This window comes from Escherichia sp. E4736 (genome assembly GCF_005781225.1).
Taxonomy (GTDB): Bacteria; Pseudomonadota; Gammaproteobacteria; order Enterobacterales; family Enterobacteriaceae; genus Escherichia.
The window spans coordinates 26,878-45,113 of sequence record NZ_VATT01000036.1; the positions used below are offsets into that span (position 1 = coordinate 26,878).

Genomic DNA, 18,236 nt, shown 5'->3' on the forward strand with positions numbered 1-18,236 from the left:
CTTAGTACAACGGTGACGCCGGTAAAAACAGCTCGGTCAGCAGCAGTGGCTTACCGCTTAATCGCAGGCGGGAACGTCGCCCCCACAATCCGGCATCACGGCCTATCTCAATAAAGTCCCGGGTTAATGTCGATGATGTGAACAGATAGCGGCCTAACGGCGTTTTACCTAATTTTTGTAACGCCAGCTCGGGGCCACTTAACGTTGACACAGGAACGACGGTACGTCCGGCGAGCCAGGGTTCACCATCAGCACATAACAATATTTCTCGTAACCAGTAACGGGGCTCTTTCGGCAGCAGCGGTAATTCTTCGGGGATTTCATTCTGCTCGACAAACCCTTCGCGGATCATCGTTACGCTCACCGTTTTTCCCTGCTGTTCAAAACGTTTAGTCATGGAATCTTCCAGCAACAACCAGTCGAGCAGTTGCGGTTCCAGCGCAGGAATCTCTGCAAAATAGCGCAGCGCACGCAGTTGCGTTAACGCGGGGTGTGACATGCCGAACTCTCCGTTACATAACGTAAAGGCATTGTATCGCAGAAAAGCGATAACGGGAGATGTAAAGCATATTAAGTGATCTAATACGCAACAAAAACGCAACAATCACTGGGAGGGAGAAAAAAAGGTGCGCCCGAAGACGCACCAGTTGTTGCAAAATCAGCACTGTGGGGCGTACTTACCCCTTGCCTTTTACACTGCTGATAAAGGTGGAACGGGCAGATGTCGATCCCAGGCGTTCAGCTTCATCAAGCAGTTTTAACGCCTTATCAACATCACCTTTCGCGACAGCGTTTTTGATCGCGGTATTAAAATAACTTTCCGTGTCGTTGAGCATCGGTTCGCTTTTCTTCACCGGTGCCGGAGCGGGTGCAGCCACGGCGGGTGCCGTCGTGTTACCTACCGTAACCGGAGCTGGAGCGGAAGAACCAAATAACGGCCCCACCAACACGCTGGAGCTGGAGTTGGTTTTCACTTTCAGTTTCAGCAGACCATCAGTGGTATGACGGGCAACCGGATCTGGAATATCTGGCACCGAGTTACCGACACCTTTGGCATAGGCTTTTGCCGGGTCGAGCAGTTGCGTCGTCTGCTGGAGATCTTTTTCCGTGGTAAAGACCAGAACATACAGTTTTTGCTGCCCCAGTGCTGGTGTCAGGCGCATCACTCCTTCCAGACGATCGGCGCTCATGACGCCAGGTTCCTGGTAAGTGAAATAACTGCTGGGGAAGAAGGCAGATGGCGTCATGTTTTGATCAAGAATCAGCACGTTCGGCGCAAATACACTGGTTTGTTTGTTCACTTCGCTGGTCAGCGTAAGGGTCAGTTCGCCAATGTTTGCCGGAACGCTGTATGCCGCAACCGGGCCACTGATACCAGGAACGTTCAACCGTTGGCCGCCAGTCGCTAACTGGGTAGTCTGAGTTTTGGATTGATCGACGGGTGTCCAGGTTAATTGTTGCAGCGCAGCAGATGGAATGGCAGGCGCGTCACTGGTGTTTTGCGGTACGTAGTTGACGTCGGCGAGGCTAATTCCAGGCGCGCTCGCCAGCAACCCTGCTGATAAACAGAGGGCGATGAGACTTTTATTCATTTTCATTGTTTTCACCTCAAAATCTGGAGTTCAGCGGTAGCCAGGCAATAGCGCGCTAAACCGATAATCAGTGGGGCTTGCGCCCCTTATAGATAATGGCAACGTGTTTTTATGCCGGATGCGGCGTAAACGCCTTATCCGGCCTACATTCGGCAGCTGTTGTAGGCCTGATAAGACGCGACAGCGTCGCATCAGGCGTTGGTTGCCGGATGCGGCGCAAGCACCTTATCCGGCATGCACATTGCTATTACCACCAGATTTCCATCTGGGCGCCGAAGGTCCACTCGTCGCTATCACCGCGACCGAAGCTACCACCTTCGAAGCTCGCCGGAACGGCTTTACCGTAGTTCGGGTTGGAAGAGGAACTACCGTTGTAGTCATAGCCCCATTTCTCATCCCACTTGGCGTAGGTTGCGAAGACACGAATAGCCGGGCGTGACCAGATGCTGTCGCCAGCCTGCCATTGTTGTGCGAGGGTAATTTTGTACTGATTGTTCTTGTCGCCAGTGCGCTGGGATTCGACGTTGTCGTAGCCGATCTCCATCAAAGTGCTCATGATTGGCGTCCACTTGTACATCGGGCGAATACCGACGGTCCACCACTTGGTGCCGTTATCGTTATCCCAGTTGATGTCCTGATACATACCCACGTACATCATGTCCCAGTTGTCGCCCATCGAGATCGCACCGTGATCAAGAATACGCAGCATGTGACCGTTGTTGTTGATGTTGTAGGCAAAGTGTTCGTTATCAAACGCGACGCCAGAGCCCTGCGACAGACCTTTACCCTGCGAGGTCATCGAGTCAGTTGCGTACTGAACAACAAACTTGTTGAAGCCCTTCAGGATGCTCTGAGTATGTTCAGCAGTGAATAACCAACCGTCTTTCGATGCGCCATCAACCAGACGATAGTTATCACGCAGGTTAGCGCGACCGTAGTCGACACCCAGTTCTAACGTCCCGCCTGGGTTGATTTCCATCTGCGCTAAACGCACGTCGAAGACATCGTTCGCAGTTTCGTTGGTGTAGTCATAGATATTGTTGCTGGCGAACGAGGAAGAACCACCTGCTTCAGAAGAGCGGGTTGCAGCCAAAGAGAGCTTACCGAAGCCAACATCGATGTTTTCCAGACCGGCACCAGGACCAGAAATATCCCAGTAGTAGAAGTCGATCATATGAACGTCATGACGTTGATAGAAACGCTTACCCGCCCAGATGGTGGAACCAGGCAGCCATTCAATCAGGTTTTTACCCTGCACGTTCGCTTCACGGAAGGCCGGATCAGTGGCTTCCCAGTCATTCTGTTGCGCGACGGAATAGGCCACGTTAGTGTCGAAATAGAAGCTCTTATCGCCCTCTTTCCACACTTCCTGACCCAATTTTAATTCAGCATAAGTTTCACATTCGTTGCCAAGACGGTATTTACTTTGAGCACCAGTGGTCTGGAAACACTGTTGTTCACCGCCACTCCCTGTCCAGCCGATACCGGAACGAGCGTAACCGTGGAAATCCACAGCCATTGCCTGAGCAGACATTACGCCCGCTGCGACGGCAACCGCCAGAGGAAGTTTGCGCAGAGTAATCATCATTCTATCTCCTGAGTCATTGCTTTTCTTTTTTCACATCACCTGTCACAGGTTTTGTGTCTTTTGTAGGGTGCTTAAACGCCCGGCTCCTGATGCAGTCGACGACATGCAGTGCCATCCTCACGGAACAGATGGCAACGCTCTGGCGGCAGGCCGATAGCGAATGTGGCACCTTCTTCTACCAACACCACGTCAGACTGGCGGTACACCAGGTTTTGACGAATGGAAGGGATCTGGATATGAATTTGGGTTTCGTTGCCGAGTTGCTCGACGACCTGAACTTCACCTTCAAGGATGACGTCGGCGATATCACTTGGCAGTAGATGTTCCGGGCGAATGCCCAGTGACATGTTGGCTCCGACCTGAACGTTGTGGCTTTCAACAGGAAGCCAGACTTGCTGGAGGTTTGGCATAGGCAGCTCAACCTGGACTTGATCGATTGCAACGGCGGTCACTTTTACCGGCAGGAAGTTCATTTTCGGCGAACCAATAAAACCTGCGACAAAGCGGTCTGCCGGATAGTGATACAGCTCGAGGGGTTTCCCGACCTGCGCCACGCGCCCGGCATCCAGCACCACGATTTTATCGGCCAGCGTCATCGCTTCGACCTGATCGTGGGTGACGTAAATCATCGTGCGGCCCAGACGTTTATGCAGGCGGGAGATTTCGATACGCATCTGCACACGCAGCGCAGCGTCAAGGTTGGATAGCGGTTCATCAAGTAAAAACACGCTTGGCTCTGCCACCAGCGTTCGACCAATCGCCACTCGCTGACGTTGCCCGCCGGAGAGTGCCTTCGGTTTGCGATCAAGCAAGTGCGCCAGTTGCAGTACTTCCGCCACCTGGTTAACGCGCTGGTTGATCACCTCTTTCTTCGCGCCCGCCAGTTTCAGGCCAAAGGACATGTTTTCTGCCACTGACAGATGGGGATAGAGCGCATAGGACTGGAACACCATGCCGACGCCGCGTTCTGCTGGCGGGGTATCGTTCATTCGTTTCTCACCGATGAACAGGTCGCCGCTGGTGATCGTCTCAAGACCGGCAATCATGCGCAGTAACGTTGATTTACCGCAGCCAGATGGCCCGACAAACACCACGAACTCACCTTCGTGGATCTCGAGGTTGATATCTTTCGATACCACCACATCCCCCCAGGCCTTCGTTACATTTTGCAGCTGTACGCTCGCCATGCCCTTCTCCCTTCGTTACAACCTGTCATCGACAGCAACATTCATGATGCGGTGACTATGCTTGATCGACAGATAGCTTAAATCCTCCACCCCCAGGCTTTTTTATGGGGGAGGAGGCGGGAGGATGAGAAGGTGGTGTCTGCGTACTAATCCGAAGGAAAGTAAGGAAATTCGTGATGTTGCTTGCAAAAAACATGGCGATTTTGTGTGCGCCCTCCCGCAATACTGCCGTTTCTGCGACATGGATCACACAAAACGAAGGTGGGGCGTAGGGGCAAGGAGGATGGAAAGAGGTTGCCGTATAAAGAAACTAGAGTCCGTTTAGGCGTTTTCACAAGCACTTCACCAACAAGGACCAGAGATTATGAAAATAAAAACAGGTGCACGCATCCTCGCATTATCTGTTTTAACGACGATGATGTTTTCCGCCTCGGCTCTCGCCAAAATCGAAGAAGGTAAGCTGGTAATCTGGATCAACGGCGATAAAGGCTACAACGGCCTTGCTGAAGTCGGTAAGAAATTCGAGAAAGATACCGGAATTAAAGTCACCGTTGAGCATCCGGATAAGCTGGAAGAGAAATTCCCCCAGGTTGCGGCAACTGGCGATGGTCCGGACATCATCTTCTGGGCGCACGACCGCTTTGGCGGCTATGCCCAGTCTGGTCTGTTAGCTGAAATCTCTCCGGACAAAGCGCTCCAGGACAAGATTTATCCATTCACCTGGGATGCCGTGCGTTTTAACGGCAAACTCATTGCTTACCCGGTTGCAGTTGAAGCGTTATCGCTGATTTATAACAAAGATCTGCTGCCGAACCCGCCAAAAACCTGGGAAGAGATCCCGGCGCTGGATAAAGAACTGAAAGCGAAAGGTAAGAGCGCGCTGATGTTCAACCTGCAAGAACCGTACTTTACCTGGCCGCTGATTGCTGCCGACGGTGGTTATGCGTTCAAGTATGAAAACGACAAATACAACGTGAAAGACGTTGGCGTGGATAACGCTGGCGCGAAAGCGGGTCTGACCTTCCTGGTTGATCTGATTAAAAACAAACACATGAATGCGGATACTGACTACTCCATTGCAGAGGCAGCCTTTAACAAAGGTGAAACTGCGATGACCATTAATGGTCCGTGGGCATGGTCTAACATCGACACCAGCAAAGTGAACTACGGTGTGACGATGCTGCCAACCTTCAAGGGACAACCGTCCAAACCGTTCGTTGGCGTGCTGAGCGCAGGCATTAACGCGGCCAGTCCGAACAAAGAGCTGGCGAAAGAGTTCCTCGAAAACTACCTGCTGACCGACGAAGGTCTGGAAGCGGTGAATAAAGACAAACCGCTGGGTGCCGTGGCGCTGAAGTCTTACCAGGATCAGCTGGCGAAAGATCAACGCATCGCCGCCACCATGGATAACGCCAAGAACGGTGAAATCATGCCGAACATCCCGCAGATGTCCGCCTTCTGGTATGCCGTGCGTACCGCAGTAATCAACGCAGCCAGTGGTCGTCAGACCGTTGATGCCGCGCTGAAAGATGCACAGGGTCGTATCACTAAGTAATGCCTGAAATGCCGGATGCGGCGTAAACGCCTTATCCGGCCTACGAAAACGAAACGTATGTAGGCCTGATAAGACGCGTCAGCGTCGCATCAGGCAGTTGTTGCCGGATGCGGCGTAAACGCCTTATCTGTCCTGGAATGAGGAAGAACCCCATGGATGTCATTAAAAAGAAACATTGGTGGCAAAGCGACGCGCTGAAATGGTCAGTGTTAGGTCTGCTCGGCCTGCTGGTGGGTTACCTTGTTGTTTTAATGTACGCACAAGGGGAATACCTGTTCGCCATTACCACGCTAATTTTGAGCTCAGCGGGGCTCTATATTTTCGCCAATCGTAAAGCCTACGCCTGGCGCTATGTCTACCCGGGAATGGCCGGGATGGGGCTATTCGTCCTCTTCCCTCTGGTCTGCACCATCGCCATCGCCTTCACCAACTACAGCAGCACCAACCAGCTTACCTTTGAACGCGCTCAGGAAGTTCTGTTGGACCGCGCCTGGCAGGCAGGGAAAACCTATAACTTTGGTCTTTATCCCGCTGGTGATGAGTGGCAACTGGCGCTCACCGACGGCGAAACCGGCAAAAATTATCTCTCCGACGCCTTTAAATTTGGCGGCGAGCAAAAACTGCAACTGAAAGAAAGCGCCACGCAGCCTGAAGGCGAGCGTGCGAATCTGCGCGTGATTACCCAGAATCGTCAAGCCCTGAGCAACATTACCGCCATTCTGCCGGATGGCAACAAAGTGATGATGAGCTCCCTGCGCCAGTTCTCCGGCACTCAGCCGCTGTACACATTAGGCGATGACGGTACGCTGACCAATAACCAGAGTGGCGTAAAATATCGTCCAAACGACCAGATTGGTTTTTACCAGTCCATCACTGCTGACGGCAACTGGGGTGACGAAAAACTCAGCCCGGGTTATACCGTGACTACTGGCTGGAAAAACTTTACCCGCGTCTTCACCGACGAAGGGATCCAAAAACCGTTCCTTGCAATTTTCGTCTGGACCGTAGTGTTCTCACTTATCACCGTCTTTTTAACGGTGGCGGTCGGCATGGTGCTGGCGTGTCTGGTGCAGTGGGAAGCGTTACGCGGCAAAGCTGTCTATCGCGTCCTGCTGATTCTGCCCTACGCGGTGCCATCGTTTATTTCAATTTTGATTTTCAAAGGATTGTTCAACCAGAGCTTTGGTGAAATCAACATGATGTTGAGCGCGCTGTTTGGTGTGAAGCCCGCCTGGTTCAGCGATCCAACCACCGCCAGAACGATGCTGATTATCGTCAACACCTGGCTGGGTTATCCGTATATGATGATCCTCTGCATGGGCTTACTGAAAGCGATTCCCGACGATCTGTATGAGGCCTCAGCGATGGATGGCGCAGGCCCGTTCCAGAACTTCTTTAAGATTACGCTACCGCTGCTGATTAAGCCGCTCACACCGCTGATGATCGCCAGCTTCGCCTTTAACTTTAATAACTTCGTGCTGATTCAACTGTTGACCAACGGCGGCCCGGATCGTCTTGGCACGACCACGCCAGCCGGTTATACCGACCTGCTCGTTAACTACACCTACCGTATCGCCTTTGAAGGCGGCGGGGGTCAGGACTTCGGTCTGGCGGCGGCGATTGCCACGCTGATCTTCCTGCTGGTCGGTGCGCTGGCGATTGTGAACCTGAAAGCCACGCGAATGAAGTTTGATTAAGGGAGATAACAAAATGGCAATGGTCCAACCGAAATCGCAAAAAGCACGTTTGTTTATTACTCACCTGCTACTACTACTTTTTATCGCGGCAATTATGTTCCCGCTGCTGATGGTCGTCGCCATCTCGCTGCGCCAGGGGAACTTCGCGACCGGTAGCCTGATCCCGGAGCAAATCTCGTGGGATCACTGGAAACTGGCGTTAGGTTTTAGCGTTGAACAGGCTGATGGCCGCATTACGCCACCGCCATTCCCGGTACTGCTGTGGCTGTGGAACTCGGTGAAGGTCGCCGGTATTTCCGCGATTGGTATTGTGGCGCTCTCCACCACCTGCGCTTATGCCTTCGCCCGTATGCGCTTCCCTGGCAAAGCGACGCTGCTGAAAGGGATGCTGATTTTCCAGATGTTCCCGGCAGTACTCTCACTGGTGGCGTTGTATGCGTTGTTTGATCGTCTGGGTGAATACATTCCGTTCATCGGCCTGAATACTCACGGCGGCGTGATCTTCGCGTACCTGGGGGGGATTGCGCTGCACGTCTGGACGATTAAAGGCTATTTCGAAACCATCGATAGCTCGCTGGAAGAAGCAGCAGCGCTGGATGGTGCGACACCGTGGCAGGCCTTCCGCCTCGTCCTGTTGCCATTATCTGTACCGATTCTGGCGGTGGTGTTCATCCTGTCGTTTATCGCTGCCATTACCGAAGTTCCGGTCGCGTCGTTGTTACTGCGTGACGTGAACAGTTACACCCTGGCCGTGGGTATGCAGCAATACCTCAACCCGCAAAACTACCTGTGGGGCGACTTTGCTGCCGCTGCCGTGATGTCTGCATTACCCATCACCATCGTCTTCTTGCTGGCTCAGCGCTGGCTGGTTAACGGCCTGACGGCAGGTGGTGTGAAAGGTTAAAGATGTTGTTCTGCCAATGTTATGCCGCTAGACCCTCAACTTACGTTATCCTAACTTGTGACTGTTATTCGGCGCTCTTCGGAGCGCCTCTTTTTTACTCCCGCTTCAGCCGTTTCGAATTACATAACCACAGGGTGATCACCAGCAACAAGATCGCTGCCGAGTAGATCAACACATCCAGTGGCGATTTATGATCGACGATGATCAAGCGCACAATGGCGGTGATCCCGATATAGACAAAGTAACGCAGCGGGAAGTGAAAACCGGACTGAAAGTACTTCACAATCAGCGCGATAAATTCGAAATAGAGAAAATAAACCACCAGCCCTTCCACCAGCTCATATTTGCTGGTTTGTTCTGGCGCGAACAGCACATCAGCCAGATGCACCGTTTCTTTGCCGAGGAAGACAACCAAAATCAGGCCGAGACACAGCAGGCCAAGATTGAGTACGGTCTGCAAAATGGTGGAGATAAACTCCACGCGCGGACGAGAGAGTGACGTCATAGCAGTACCTCCTTCACAGTGGCGAGCTTCCTGTATAACGTAAAAATGTGACGGAGATCTATATTTTTTGTGTATGTTTTGTTCAACCTGGATTTGGGGGCGCCCCCACCAACGCCGGATGCGCCTACCCGTAGGCCAGATAAGCCGTGCCTGGCGGCGCATCCGGCAAGGCAAACCGCACCAAAGCCGGTAATGCAAAAATCACCCATTCAGGTGATTCTCAGCCACCAATAATGCGCGAAAAATCGACAATGTTCCTCTGGAACAAATGAAACGTAACCTGATAAAGGTGGTAAAAATGAAGCCTTATTTTGCTGCTTTGTTGTTATCAGTCTCTGTTCTTCCTGCTTATGCTGGTCCGCTCGGTACTGCTGATAAAGCCGACCTACCGCAAAGCAATGTCTCCAGCCCAATGATGGCCCAGTCGCTCAGGCAACCAGACCTGCACCCCATATCGACGGACAGGAAGACAGAATGTTTTCGCCTTTACACACCAGATCGCAAACCGGGGGTGAACTGCGTTCCTGATGGCTCAACAGGCCATTAAGAATGAGGGTGCCAGTGATTGCGAAAACTGGCACCTTTCCCATGACTTAGCGGAAATTCACGCTACGGTCGCTGGTCATATCATACAACTGGAACTTACGCCCAAGTTGCTGACCCCCGTCACGCGTCAGCGGCGTCCAGCCAATTGCCGCACGGCTACGTGTCGGGCCAGACGAGAAGAGATCCAGCGGTACAGAGACATACACACCTTTGGTGAAGTCCCCTTCGCCGTACTCCTCTTTCGAAACATTAGTGATCGTGGCATAGCCACCCACCACCACGCCGCTATCAAAGCGTTTGGCGATCTCCAGCGTGCCGCCTTTATCCCCTGCCAGATACTGCCCGACACTCGCTTTCACCAACACGTCCTGGGCGAAAGATGGCGTCCAGTACGCGGTCAGATGTCCGGTTTTCACGCTGTAATCGGTGAATTTCATCATATCTTTTGCGCTACGCCAGTCGCGCTGTTTAACGTAGTTGGCATCCAGACCAAACGCCCAGTTGCTGTCCAGCGGGCGATACAACACTTCTGCTCCCGCACCGCCAAACATGGTTTCGAGATAGCCGCCGTAGACCTGACCGTAGAAGCCGTTGCCCAGATGCTGGAAGTAGTTGGCTTGCAGGTTATTCACATAGACATCGTTCTGCACATACTCGCGCACATGGGTACGAACACGCGGTAAGTGTGAGTCCTGCGGTGGATTGGTGTAGTTAAACTTGTCGTAATTGTTGGCAAGGTTAGCAAACAGGCTACCGGTGGTGAGCAGATGGTCCGTCAGCCACAAATCCGCCGTTCCCATCACGCCCAGCTGATACATGTAAAAGTTTTCCGGGCCACCGACCGACTGGTTCAGCACCGGATCGATATGGAAATCAAAGCGCGATTTGTCGATATACCAGCCCTGCTCGGTGGACTTCGGAACCACTGGCTCGACGCGTTTTTGCGCCAGCTTCGTTTCGTGGCCCAGCGGCTCTCCGGCGAGATGATTTTTCAAGCTGGCGACATCGGTTTCCGTCGTCACCTGCGGCATGTTAAGGCGATTTTCCGTAACGCGGATCGTTTTGATCCCCTCCGGCAGATCGTTCATCACGATCCGATTAGCACGAATGATCCCTTCGCGCGAATCACGATATTTCACCTGCTCACCGGTGACGTATAGCGTATCGCCTTTCGCCTGGATCTGCGGATCGGCCAGTCCGGCATTGTATTTCAACAGCGTTAACTGATTCGCCACCACCGAGTGCTGCAAAATGGCATCCTGTGGCTGCGGTTGATATTGCGGGCGGGCGTTATCGTTGTAAGACGGGCGCAGATCGTTAAAGTTGGTGCGCAGCGTGACGCCGAACATAAAGGTGTTGCCACGTTCATAGCTAAGGTTAACGTCGGCCCAATCGGTAACGCGATAAATCGCACCGACGTTAAACTTACTTTTTTGCTCCAGCTTCCCGGCAAAATCCTGCTGATAATTATTGCCTTCATACTCCAGTTTCAGGCGCAGCGGCTGCCAGGGCGTCTGGTATTCCACGCCGCCAAACAGTGAGGCCGGGCCGTGGAACATCTGGCTGCCGTCGATAGATCCCGCCTGTTTGTAGCTGTTATCGCGGTAGCAATATTTGTCACTGGCTGAACAGAGCGGATTTTTCACGTTACCGCTGGTACCCAGATATCCCCAGCCCAGGCCAAGCGTAAAATCGAACGGCCCCCAGGCTTTGCTGGCGACAAGATATTCTGCATCGAACAGCCCCGTACCGCCGATATCCCGCGCGCCAACCGCCACTTGCGGCATCCAGTAACTCTCTTCCCACAAACGCAGTTTGAGATCGAAGGCTTTATCTTTATACGTTTGATCGCCAGAGAACGCTTCGACGCTGCTGTACTGACGGGTGCGCACATCGGTATAACGCAGCGTTGTTTCCAGCCACGGGAAGAGTTGCACTGAAGCTGAGTAATAACGGTACTGATCGTTATCGCGATAGTTCAGGCTCAACTCCCCTTCCCGCGCCATGCGGGCGGTGGGCGTTTGTAACAGTCCTACGCCACCGAAATCCGATTGCGATGGGCCAATGGGCGCAGGATACGTTTCGCCGTAGCAAGCCGTGCTAATGCCCAGCGCCAGTAAGATAAGCAGATGTCTTTTTTTCATTATTGGGGTATCCGCTGCGTCAGGGTCTGAAGAATGTCTGCGTTAAGGGCGTCGGGCGTCTTACTCCAGACAGAATCCGCGAGGCCAACATAAATAATGCCGCCGGGCATTGGCTCTACGTGACGCTTGTTCCAGTAAGCCACCGGCGCTTTTTGCGTGCGTCCGTCCGGGTAAACCACCCACGCGTAGCTGCGATCCGCACCGCTAAGCAGACTTTGCCCGGAGAGATAGCTCGCCACGTCGCGACCTGGAGTGAATGGCTGATTGCCAGGACGGCTGATAAGCCCGAACAATGTGACCGTGGACGGCGGTGGTCCGACCCACAGCGTGTAGTTGCCCTGCAACGGCGGGTTACCGCGTTCAGCAACGCGGACGATATCGGGATCAAGTTTGATTTTTTGCCTGCCCGTCACTTTCAACGCCTGAATTTGCTGGCGTAAGGCGTTAATGGCGGCGGCATCGTCGGCGCTGGAATCTGCGGCTTGTTCATCCAGCCGTGTCAGCAACGCCTGCTGCTGACGCAATGCTGCCGCCGTTGCCAGCTCTTCGCTAATCACCGCACCGGGCCACCAGCTGTTTGCCAGTCGAGATTGGCCTACCAGATCGATTAAATGCTCTGCACCCGTCAGCGTTTTGGCCTCACTGCTGCCATTGCTGAATACCTTGACGGTTCCCGCCGCGAAGACCGATGACGCCCCCACACTCAAAAGCAACGCGACAATAGTTTTTTTAATCATTGTTTTGCCGCCTTGATGAGAGTGGTTTTCACCGGGAAATAATCCGCGCCGAGATACTGTTCCGACTGGCGAATTTGCCCTTCGCTGTCGATCCAGTAGCGGTTATGCCAGCGCGCCTGGTCGGTGGAGACTTCTTCGTCCAGCACGCGAACCGGGGTTTCATCGCTGCCGACTTTCACGGTATCGGTGCCATCCCATTTGAAGACTGAGCGTGCGGTGGCGTAGCGTACCTGCTGGTACTCGGTCCAGCCCATCGTGCGCGTCCAGGTTGCGCCATCAACGATTTGTGCTGGTTTGATCAGCGGGTCAGTGGCAAGGTTATTCACTTCAATCAGGTTGTCGCCGCCAAGCAAAGTTTTCACCAGACGCCCATGTTGTGTAACGAGAGTGGCCTGATCCTGAGTAACCCATTTTTGTTGTCCGTCTTCAGCGAAGGCCAAAACGACAAATAATTGTGGACCGCCATTTAGCCGCATGTACTGGCTGGCGTAGGGCATATTTTGAATATCATCGTCCGTCAGCTGTACGCCTGGCGTACCGAACAGACTGTCCCACAGTGAATTGCCCAGCTCTTTAGTCGTGGCTGAACAGGCCTGTAATAACAGGCAGATAAGAATGAGTGCAGGTCGCTTCACGACTCTTCTCCAGAGGGGCAGAATAACCACACCGGAGTGTGGTTATGGTTAATCCCCGTCATACTGAATTATTTTGGGGATACATACGTTATTACTGGGTACTGGTGGTCGTGGTTGTGGTGGTCCCGGTATTAGAACCATCACCGCCACCGGTTGCCGCGAGCGCGACACCCACCGCCGAGCTTACGGTGCTGACGCTGGTCGCGGAGGAACTACCCGCTGAAACCGACGTTGCTGCCGACCCTGCCGCTTCGCCCACCTGTACAGGTGCAGCCCACGCAGAAGTCGCCGCAAGCGCAGATATGGCAAAAATGCCATACAGAACTTTTTTCATAACAATTTCCCTTCATTGAATGAATGGAGATTTACCCAAAAACATTTCGGGCGGGATCGAGTATACACAACTAAAGCATGCGAATTACGGCGCGAGGAATTAGTGAAGGTGTTTTAGGACAATTGGAATGAATATCAAATATAAGCTTTAACTTATATATAAATAAGATTAAAAATCATTAAGTTAAAATAAAATAAAAAGTGATTGATCTGCGTATTTTCCGAAATCATTACAGACTAAAAATCTATTTTAGGATTAACCTCACGGTATGATTTTCGTTAAATCTCCGACAAGGGGATTTATCTGATAAAACAATGCCGACTTATAGTCGGCATTGTTATTAAGGTTATTTAATCAATCGTGCTATGTATTAATTGCCGAATACGATGTACATATCGGCATCGACCTGTAGGCCTGATAAGACGCGACCGCGTCGCATCAGGCACTGGTTGCCGGATGCGGCGTGAACGCCTTATTCGGCCTACATATCGGCATCAGGCATGCACGATGATTAACCACGCCACGCTTTATAGCGGTTAATCAGACCATTGGTCGAGCTATCGTGGCTGCTGATTTCTTTGTCATCTTTCAGCTCTGGCAGAATACGGTTCGCCAGCTGTTTACCCAGTTCCACGCCCCACTGGTCGAAGGTGAAGATGTTCAGGATCACGCCCTGAGTAAAGATTTTGTGCTCATACAGCGCAATCAACGCACCCAGGCTGAACGGAGTGATTTCACGCAGCAGGATGGAGTTGGTCGGGCGGTTACCTTCGAACACTTTGAACGGCACCACGTAGTCAAGCGTTGCCGGATCTTTACCCTGATCGCGATATTCCTGCTCAACCACTTCACGGGATTTACCAAACGCCAGTGCTTCGGTCTGAGCGAAGAAGTTAGACAGCAGTTTCTGGTGATGATCAGAGAGCGGGTTATGGGTGATAGCCGGAGCGATGAAATCGCACGGTACCATTTTGGTTCCCTGGTGGATCAGCTGGTAGAACGCATGCTGACCGTTAGTGCCTGGTTCACCCCAGATAATCGGGCCAGTCTGGTAATCCACTACGTTACCGTTACGGTCAACATACTTACCGTTGGATTCCATATTGCCCTGCTGGAAGTACGCCGCAAAACGGTGCATATACTGGTCATACGGCAGAATCGCTTCAGTTTCCGCGCCAAAGAAATTGTTGTACCAGATGCCAATCAGCGCCAGCAGTACAGGCAGGTTTTTCTCGGCAGGCGTAGTGGAGAAATGCTTGTCCATCGCGTGTGCGCCAGAAAGCAGTTCAACGAAATTATCAAAGCCGATAGAGAGAACAATCGACAGGCCAATCGCTGACCACAGGGAGTAACGGCCGCCAACCCAGTCCCAGAACTCGAACATGTTGGCGGTATCAATACCAAACTCGCCAACGGCTTTGGCATTGGTGGAGAGCGCCGCAAAGTGTTTCGCAACGTGTTTTTCATCACCTGCCGCTTTCAGGAACCAGTCACGCGCGCTATGGGCGTTGGTCATGGTTTCCTGAGTAGTGAAGGTTTTAGATGCTACCAGGAACAGCGTGGTTTCTGGGTTTACTTTTTTCAGCACTTCCGCGATGTGAGTGCCATCAACGTTAGAAACAAAGTGCATGTTCAGGTGGTTTTTGTAAGGGCGCAGTGCTTCGGTCACCATGTACGGGCCGAGGTCAGAACCGCCGATCCCAATGTTCACCACGTCAGTGATTGCTTTGCCGGTATAACCCTTCCACTCACCAGAAATAATCGCTTCTGAGAAGGTTTTCATCTTCTCCAGCACCGCGTTGACTTCCGGCATAACATCTTTGCCATCAACCAGAATCGGCGTATTGCTACGGTTACGCAGCGCCACGTGCAGTACGGCACGGTTTTCGGTGCGGTTGATCTTCTCGCCAGAGAACATCGACTTAATCGCGCCCGCCAGATCGCACTCTTTCGCCAGATCTTGTAATTTCGCCAGCGTTTCTTCGGTGATGCGGTTTTTGGAGTAATCCACCAGCATCTGATCGTCGAAGGTTGCGGAGAACTTAGAAAAACGATCGCCGTCTTTAGCAAAAAGATCGGCGATCGTAACGTCTTTCATTTCATCGAAGTGTTTCTGTAATGCCTGCCAGGCCGCGGTCTGCGTTGGATTGATGTTTTTCATTAGCAATACTCTTCTGATATTGAGAATTGTGACTGTGGAAGATTGTAGCGCCAGTCACAGAAAAATGTGATGGTTTTAGTGCCGTTAGCTCAGCTAACCACTGAAGAGGATAAAAAGTGTAGACGTTATAAGCACAATTTCTGACCACGCCCGCTGCATGAATAATCCGCATAATCCCAGCGTTGACACACTCCCCTACACCTTTTATTTATAAATACGGTCTGCGCCTGCACCGGTTTCTGTTTTGCCTTTGTGCCAAGGTCGCTTCTTTCATTCCCTGACACGAGGTTGTTATGCCCGATATTGTTGTCTCCAAATTTGGTGGTACTAGCGTGGCTGATTTCGACGCCATGAACCGCAGCGCCGACATTGTGCTTTCTGATGTGAATGTGCGTTTAGTTGTGCTTTCTGCTTCTGCGGGCATTACCAATCTGTTGGTTGCACTGGCTGAAGGTCTGGAACCGGTTGAGCGTTTCGAAAAACTCGATGCCATTCGCAATATTCAGTTCGCCATTCTGGAGCGCCTGCGTTACCCGAACGTCATCCGTGAAGAGATTGAACGTTTGCTGGAGAACATTACCGTCCTGGCCGAAGCTGCTGCACTGGCAACCTCTCCAGCACTAACTGATGAACTGGTCAGCCACGGCGAACTGATGTCTACCCTGCTGTTTGTGGAGATTCTGCGTGAACGCAATGTTCAGGCCCAGTGGTTCGATGTGCGTAAAGTGATGCGCACAAACGATCGCTTTGGCCGCGCGGAGCCAGATATTGCTGCGCTGGCAGAACTGTCTGCGCTGCAACTAACCCCACGTCTCAGCGAAGGTTTAGTCATCACCCAGGGCTTTATTGGCAGTGAAAGTAAAGGGCGCACCACAACGCTTGGTCGCGGCGGTAGTGACTACACGGCGGCACTATTGGCAGAAGCGTTAAACGCTGCTCGCGTCGATATCTGGACAGATGTGCCGGGGATTTATACTACCGACCCACGCGTCGTGCCTGATGCCAAACGAATTGATGAAATCGCCTTTGAAGAAGCAGCTGAAATGGCAACCTTTGGTGCCAAAGTACTTCATCCGGCAACCTTACTGCCTGCAGTTCGCAGCGATATCCCGGTGTTTGTCGGTTCAAGCAAAGATCCGCGTGCTGGCGGTACTTTGGTGTGTAATAAAACCGAGAATCCGCCGTTGTTTCGTGCGCTGGCTCTGCGTCGCAAACAAACGCTATTAACCCTGCATAGCCTGAATATGCTGCATTCTCGCGGCTTCCTCGCGGAGGTTTTCGGCATTCTCGCACGGCATAATATTTCGGTGGATTTAATTACTACGTCAGAAGTGAGCGTGGCATTAACTCTCGACACTACCGGTTCAACGTCAACTGGCGATACGTTGCTGACACAATCGCTGCTGATGGAGCTTTCAGCTCTGTGCCGGGTAGAAGTGGAAGAAGGCCTGGCGCTGGTGGCTCTGATTGGTAACGATCTGTCAAAAGCCTGTGGTGTTGGCAAAGAGGTGTTTGGCGTACTTGAACCGTTCAACATTCGCATGATTTGCTACGGTGCTTCCAGCCATAACCTGTGCTTCCTGGTGCCAGGCGAAGATGCGGAACAGGTGGTGCAGAAACTGCATAGTAATTTGTTTGAGTAAAAACAGTGCGGCCCGGATGATACTTGCCGGGCCGAATTTATTCTCCCATCACTGTCGCCATCAACAACCTATCCAGCTCCCTGGCATCACCATCCCTACTATCCGGTAACACAGGCGGAATTTCCCCACGCGCCAGTTCCGCATGGATAAACGCATGTAGCAATGGACGGCGTGGGCCATATTCCGCTTCACCCGCACGCTGTTTACGTTCCAGCAACTCATCTATTTCTGCGCGTAAGGCCGCATCCAACTCACTTCCCGCCAGCAATTCGGAAAAACGCATTGGCGGTACGCCTTTTCCCGCTTCGACCCAGCGCACGGCCAGCAGCGGACGCAGCACATAAAAGTATTTTTTCAGCCGCACTTCGTCGCCTTGTAAATAACCGCGAAAATTTTTCCGCGCCATCGAATAATAATGCCAACGCGCACGCAACGGAGAAAACCACATTGGGACCATTGCCTTAAGCGCCGTTATCGTTTCTTCATCTTGTTGATAGACCACCGGTGAATCCAGCCATTCAATTAGCGTCGGGTTCGCACCTTTCAGCAATCCCAGCGCTTTGCGCCATTCCCAACCGGAAACATCTAACTCGTCGTCGATAGGCAGTTCGATAACATCGCGTGGTGACTCTACCCGCAGATACCATTCCAGCGGATGAACATACAAAAACCGCACATCGTAATCGCTGTCGGGCGAAGCAAATCCCCAGCCGCGACTCCCCGATTCGCAGGCGTACAGCACTTTCACGCCATAGCGACGTTCAATTTCCTTTAACTGCTGCGATACCCGTTCACGCATCGCAGCACTGACTCCATTTAATGGCATTTGATTCATCCTTTGATATTAACTACCCCGAACAAGACCACTGAAAACAGAGATGTTATCAATGAGATAGAGTTATTGCGAAAAACAGGCCAGAAGTAAAATTACAACTTTAACGCATTGAATAACAAAGAATTAATTAAATTTTATAAGTTAGCGGTCATTTATTTTCGTTAAATTTTTAT

Annotated in this window: 16 protein-coding genes; 5 read left to right on the plus strand and 11 right to left on the minus strand. The window is 52.1% G+C overall.

Annotated features, from left to right (window positions below; all coding sequences use genetic code 11):
- Position 1: 1 nt before the first annotated feature.
- The 4 genes from ubiC to malK all read right to left on the minus strand — a co-directional run bounded on the left by ubiC (position 2) and on the right by malK (position 4,367).
- Positions 2-499, minus strand: a complete 498-nt coding sequence (gene ubiC, locus FEK46_RS19875) for a chorismate lyase (RefSeq protein WP_064525550.1) — start codon at positions 497-499, stop codon at positions 2-4.
- Positions 500-677: 178 nt separating this feature from the next.
- Positions 678-1,598 carry a maltose operon protein MalM gene (gene malM / locus FEK46_RS19880; protein ID WP_130205785.1) on the minus strand — a complete coding sequence of 307 codons (921 nt, stop codon included), beginning with the start codon at positions 1,596-1,598 and terminating at the stop codon, positions 678-680.
- Between the two features lie 241 nt (positions 1,599-1,839).
- On the minus strand, positions 1,840-3,180 hold the full coding sequence (gene lamB / locus FEK46_RS19885) for a maltoporin LamB (RefSeq protein WP_130205783.1): 1,341 nt from the start codon (positions 3,178-3,180) through the stop codon (positions 1,840-1,842).
- 71 nt (positions 3,181-3,251) lie between these two features.
- Entirely contained in the window at positions 3,252-4,367 is a 1,116-nt protein-coding gene (gene malK, locus FEK46_RS19890) for a maltose/maltodextrin ABC transporter ATP-binding protein MalK (RefSeq protein ID WP_130205781.1), read from the minus strand.
- Positions 4,368-4,731: 364 nt separating this feature from the next.
- Between malK and malE the strand changes: the two genes are divergently transcribed.
- The 3 genes from malE to malG all read left to right on the plus strand — a co-directional run bounded on the left by malE (position 4,732) and on the right by malG (position 8,523).
- Complete coding sequence (malE, locus tag FEK46_RS19895; RefSeq protein WP_130205779.1) at positions 4,732-5,922, plus strand: maltose/maltodextrin ABC transporter substrate-binding protein MalE; 1,191 nt, start codon at positions 4,732-4,734, stop codon at positions 5,920-5,922.
- Positions 5,923-6,074: 152 nt separating this feature from the next.
- Positions 6,075-7,619, plus strand: a complete 1,545-nt coding sequence (gene malF / locus FEK46_RS19900; protein WP_131162673.1) for a maltose ABC transporter permease MalF — start codon at positions 6,075-6,077, stop codon at positions 7,617-7,619.
- A 13-nt stretch (positions 7,620-7,632) separates the two neighbouring features.
- Positions 7,633-8,523 (plus strand): maltose ABC transporter permease MalG, encoded by an 891-nt coding sequence (gene malG / locus FEK46_RS19905; protein WP_001252058.1) that lies wholly within the window; start codon positions 7,633-7,635, stop codon positions 8,521-8,523.
- Between the two features lie 94 nt (positions 8,524-8,617).
- On the opposite strand, the gene psiE is transcribed toward malG, so the two are convergent.
- On the minus strand, positions 8,618-9,028 hold the full coding sequence (gene psiE, locus FEK46_RS19910; RefSeq protein ID WP_000202902.1) for a phosphate-starvation-inducible protein PsiE: 411 nt from the start codon (positions 9,026-9,028) through the stop codon (positions 8,618-8,620).
- Between the two features lie 268 nt (positions 9,029-9,296).
- Here psiE and FEK46_RS19915 point away from each other — a divergent pair, with 268 nt between their 5' ends.
- The gene (locus FEK46_RS19915) at positions 9,297-9,575 is read left to right on the plus strand and encodes a hypothetical protein (protein WP_135560239.1); all 279 of its coding nucleotides are present in this window, start codon (positions 9,297-9,299) and stop codon (positions 9,573-9,575) included.
- Positions 9,576-9,621: 46 nt separating this feature from the next.
- Here FEK46_RS19915 and FEK46_RS19920 read toward each other — a convergent pair whose 3' ends face one another.
- The 5 genes from FEK46_RS19920 to pgi all read right to left on the minus strand — a co-directional run bounded on the left by FEK46_RS19920 (position 9,622) and on the right by pgi (position 15,585).
- On the minus strand, positions 9,622-11,718 hold the full coding sequence (locus FEK46_RS19920) for a YjbH domain-containing protein (RefSeq protein ID WP_135560240.1): 2,097 nt from the start codon (positions 11,716-11,718) through the stop codon (positions 9,622-9,624).
- On the minus strand, positions 11,718-12,455 hold the full coding sequence (locus tag FEK46_RS19925) for a capsule biosynthesis GfcC family protein (protein WP_135560241.1): 738 nt from the start codon (positions 12,453-12,455) through the stop codon (positions 11,718-11,720). Before FEK46_RS19925 ends, FEK46_RS19920 begins: the two co-directional genes overlap by 1 nt.
- Positions 12,452-13,090 carry a YjbF family lipoprotein gene (locus FEK46_RS19930; RefSeq protein WP_130205771.1) on the minus strand — a complete coding sequence of 213 codons (639 nt, stop codon included), beginning with the start codon at positions 13,088-13,090 and terminating at the stop codon, positions 12,452-12,454. Before FEK46_RS19930 ends, FEK46_RS19925 begins: the two co-directional genes overlap by 4 nt.
- Before the next feature lie 91 nt (positions 13,091-13,181).
- Positions 13,182-13,424, minus strand: a complete 243-nt coding sequence (gene yjbE / locus FEK46_RS19935) for an exopolysaccharide production protein YjbE (RefSeq protein WP_000757333.1) — start codon at positions 13,422-13,424, stop codon at positions 13,182-13,184.
- Positions 13,425-13,935: 511 nt separating this feature from the next.
- On the minus strand, positions 13,936-15,585 hold the full coding sequence (gene pgi, locus FEK46_RS19940; protein ID WP_000789986.1) for a glucose-6-phosphate isomerase: 1,650 nt from the start codon (positions 15,583-15,585) through the stop codon (positions 13,936-13,938).
- A gap of 293 nt (positions 15,586-15,878) precedes the next feature.
- Between pgi and lysC the strand changes: the two genes are divergently transcribed.
- Entirely contained in the window at positions 15,879-17,228 is a 1,350-nt protein-coding gene (gene lysC / locus FEK46_RS19945) for a lysine-sensitive aspartokinase 3 (RefSeq protein ID WP_130224367.1), read from the plus strand.
- A 37-nt stretch (positions 17,229-17,265) separates the two neighbouring features.
- On the opposite strand, the gene FEK46_RS19950 is transcribed toward lysC, so the two are convergent.
- Positions 17,266-18,054, minus strand: coding sequence for a nucleotidyltransferase domain-containing protein (locus FEK46_RS19950; RefSeq protein WP_135495171.1), 789 nt, complete (start codon positions 18,052-18,054; stop codon positions 17,266-17,268).
- Between the last annotated feature and the right edge of the window lie 182 nt (positions 18,055-18,236).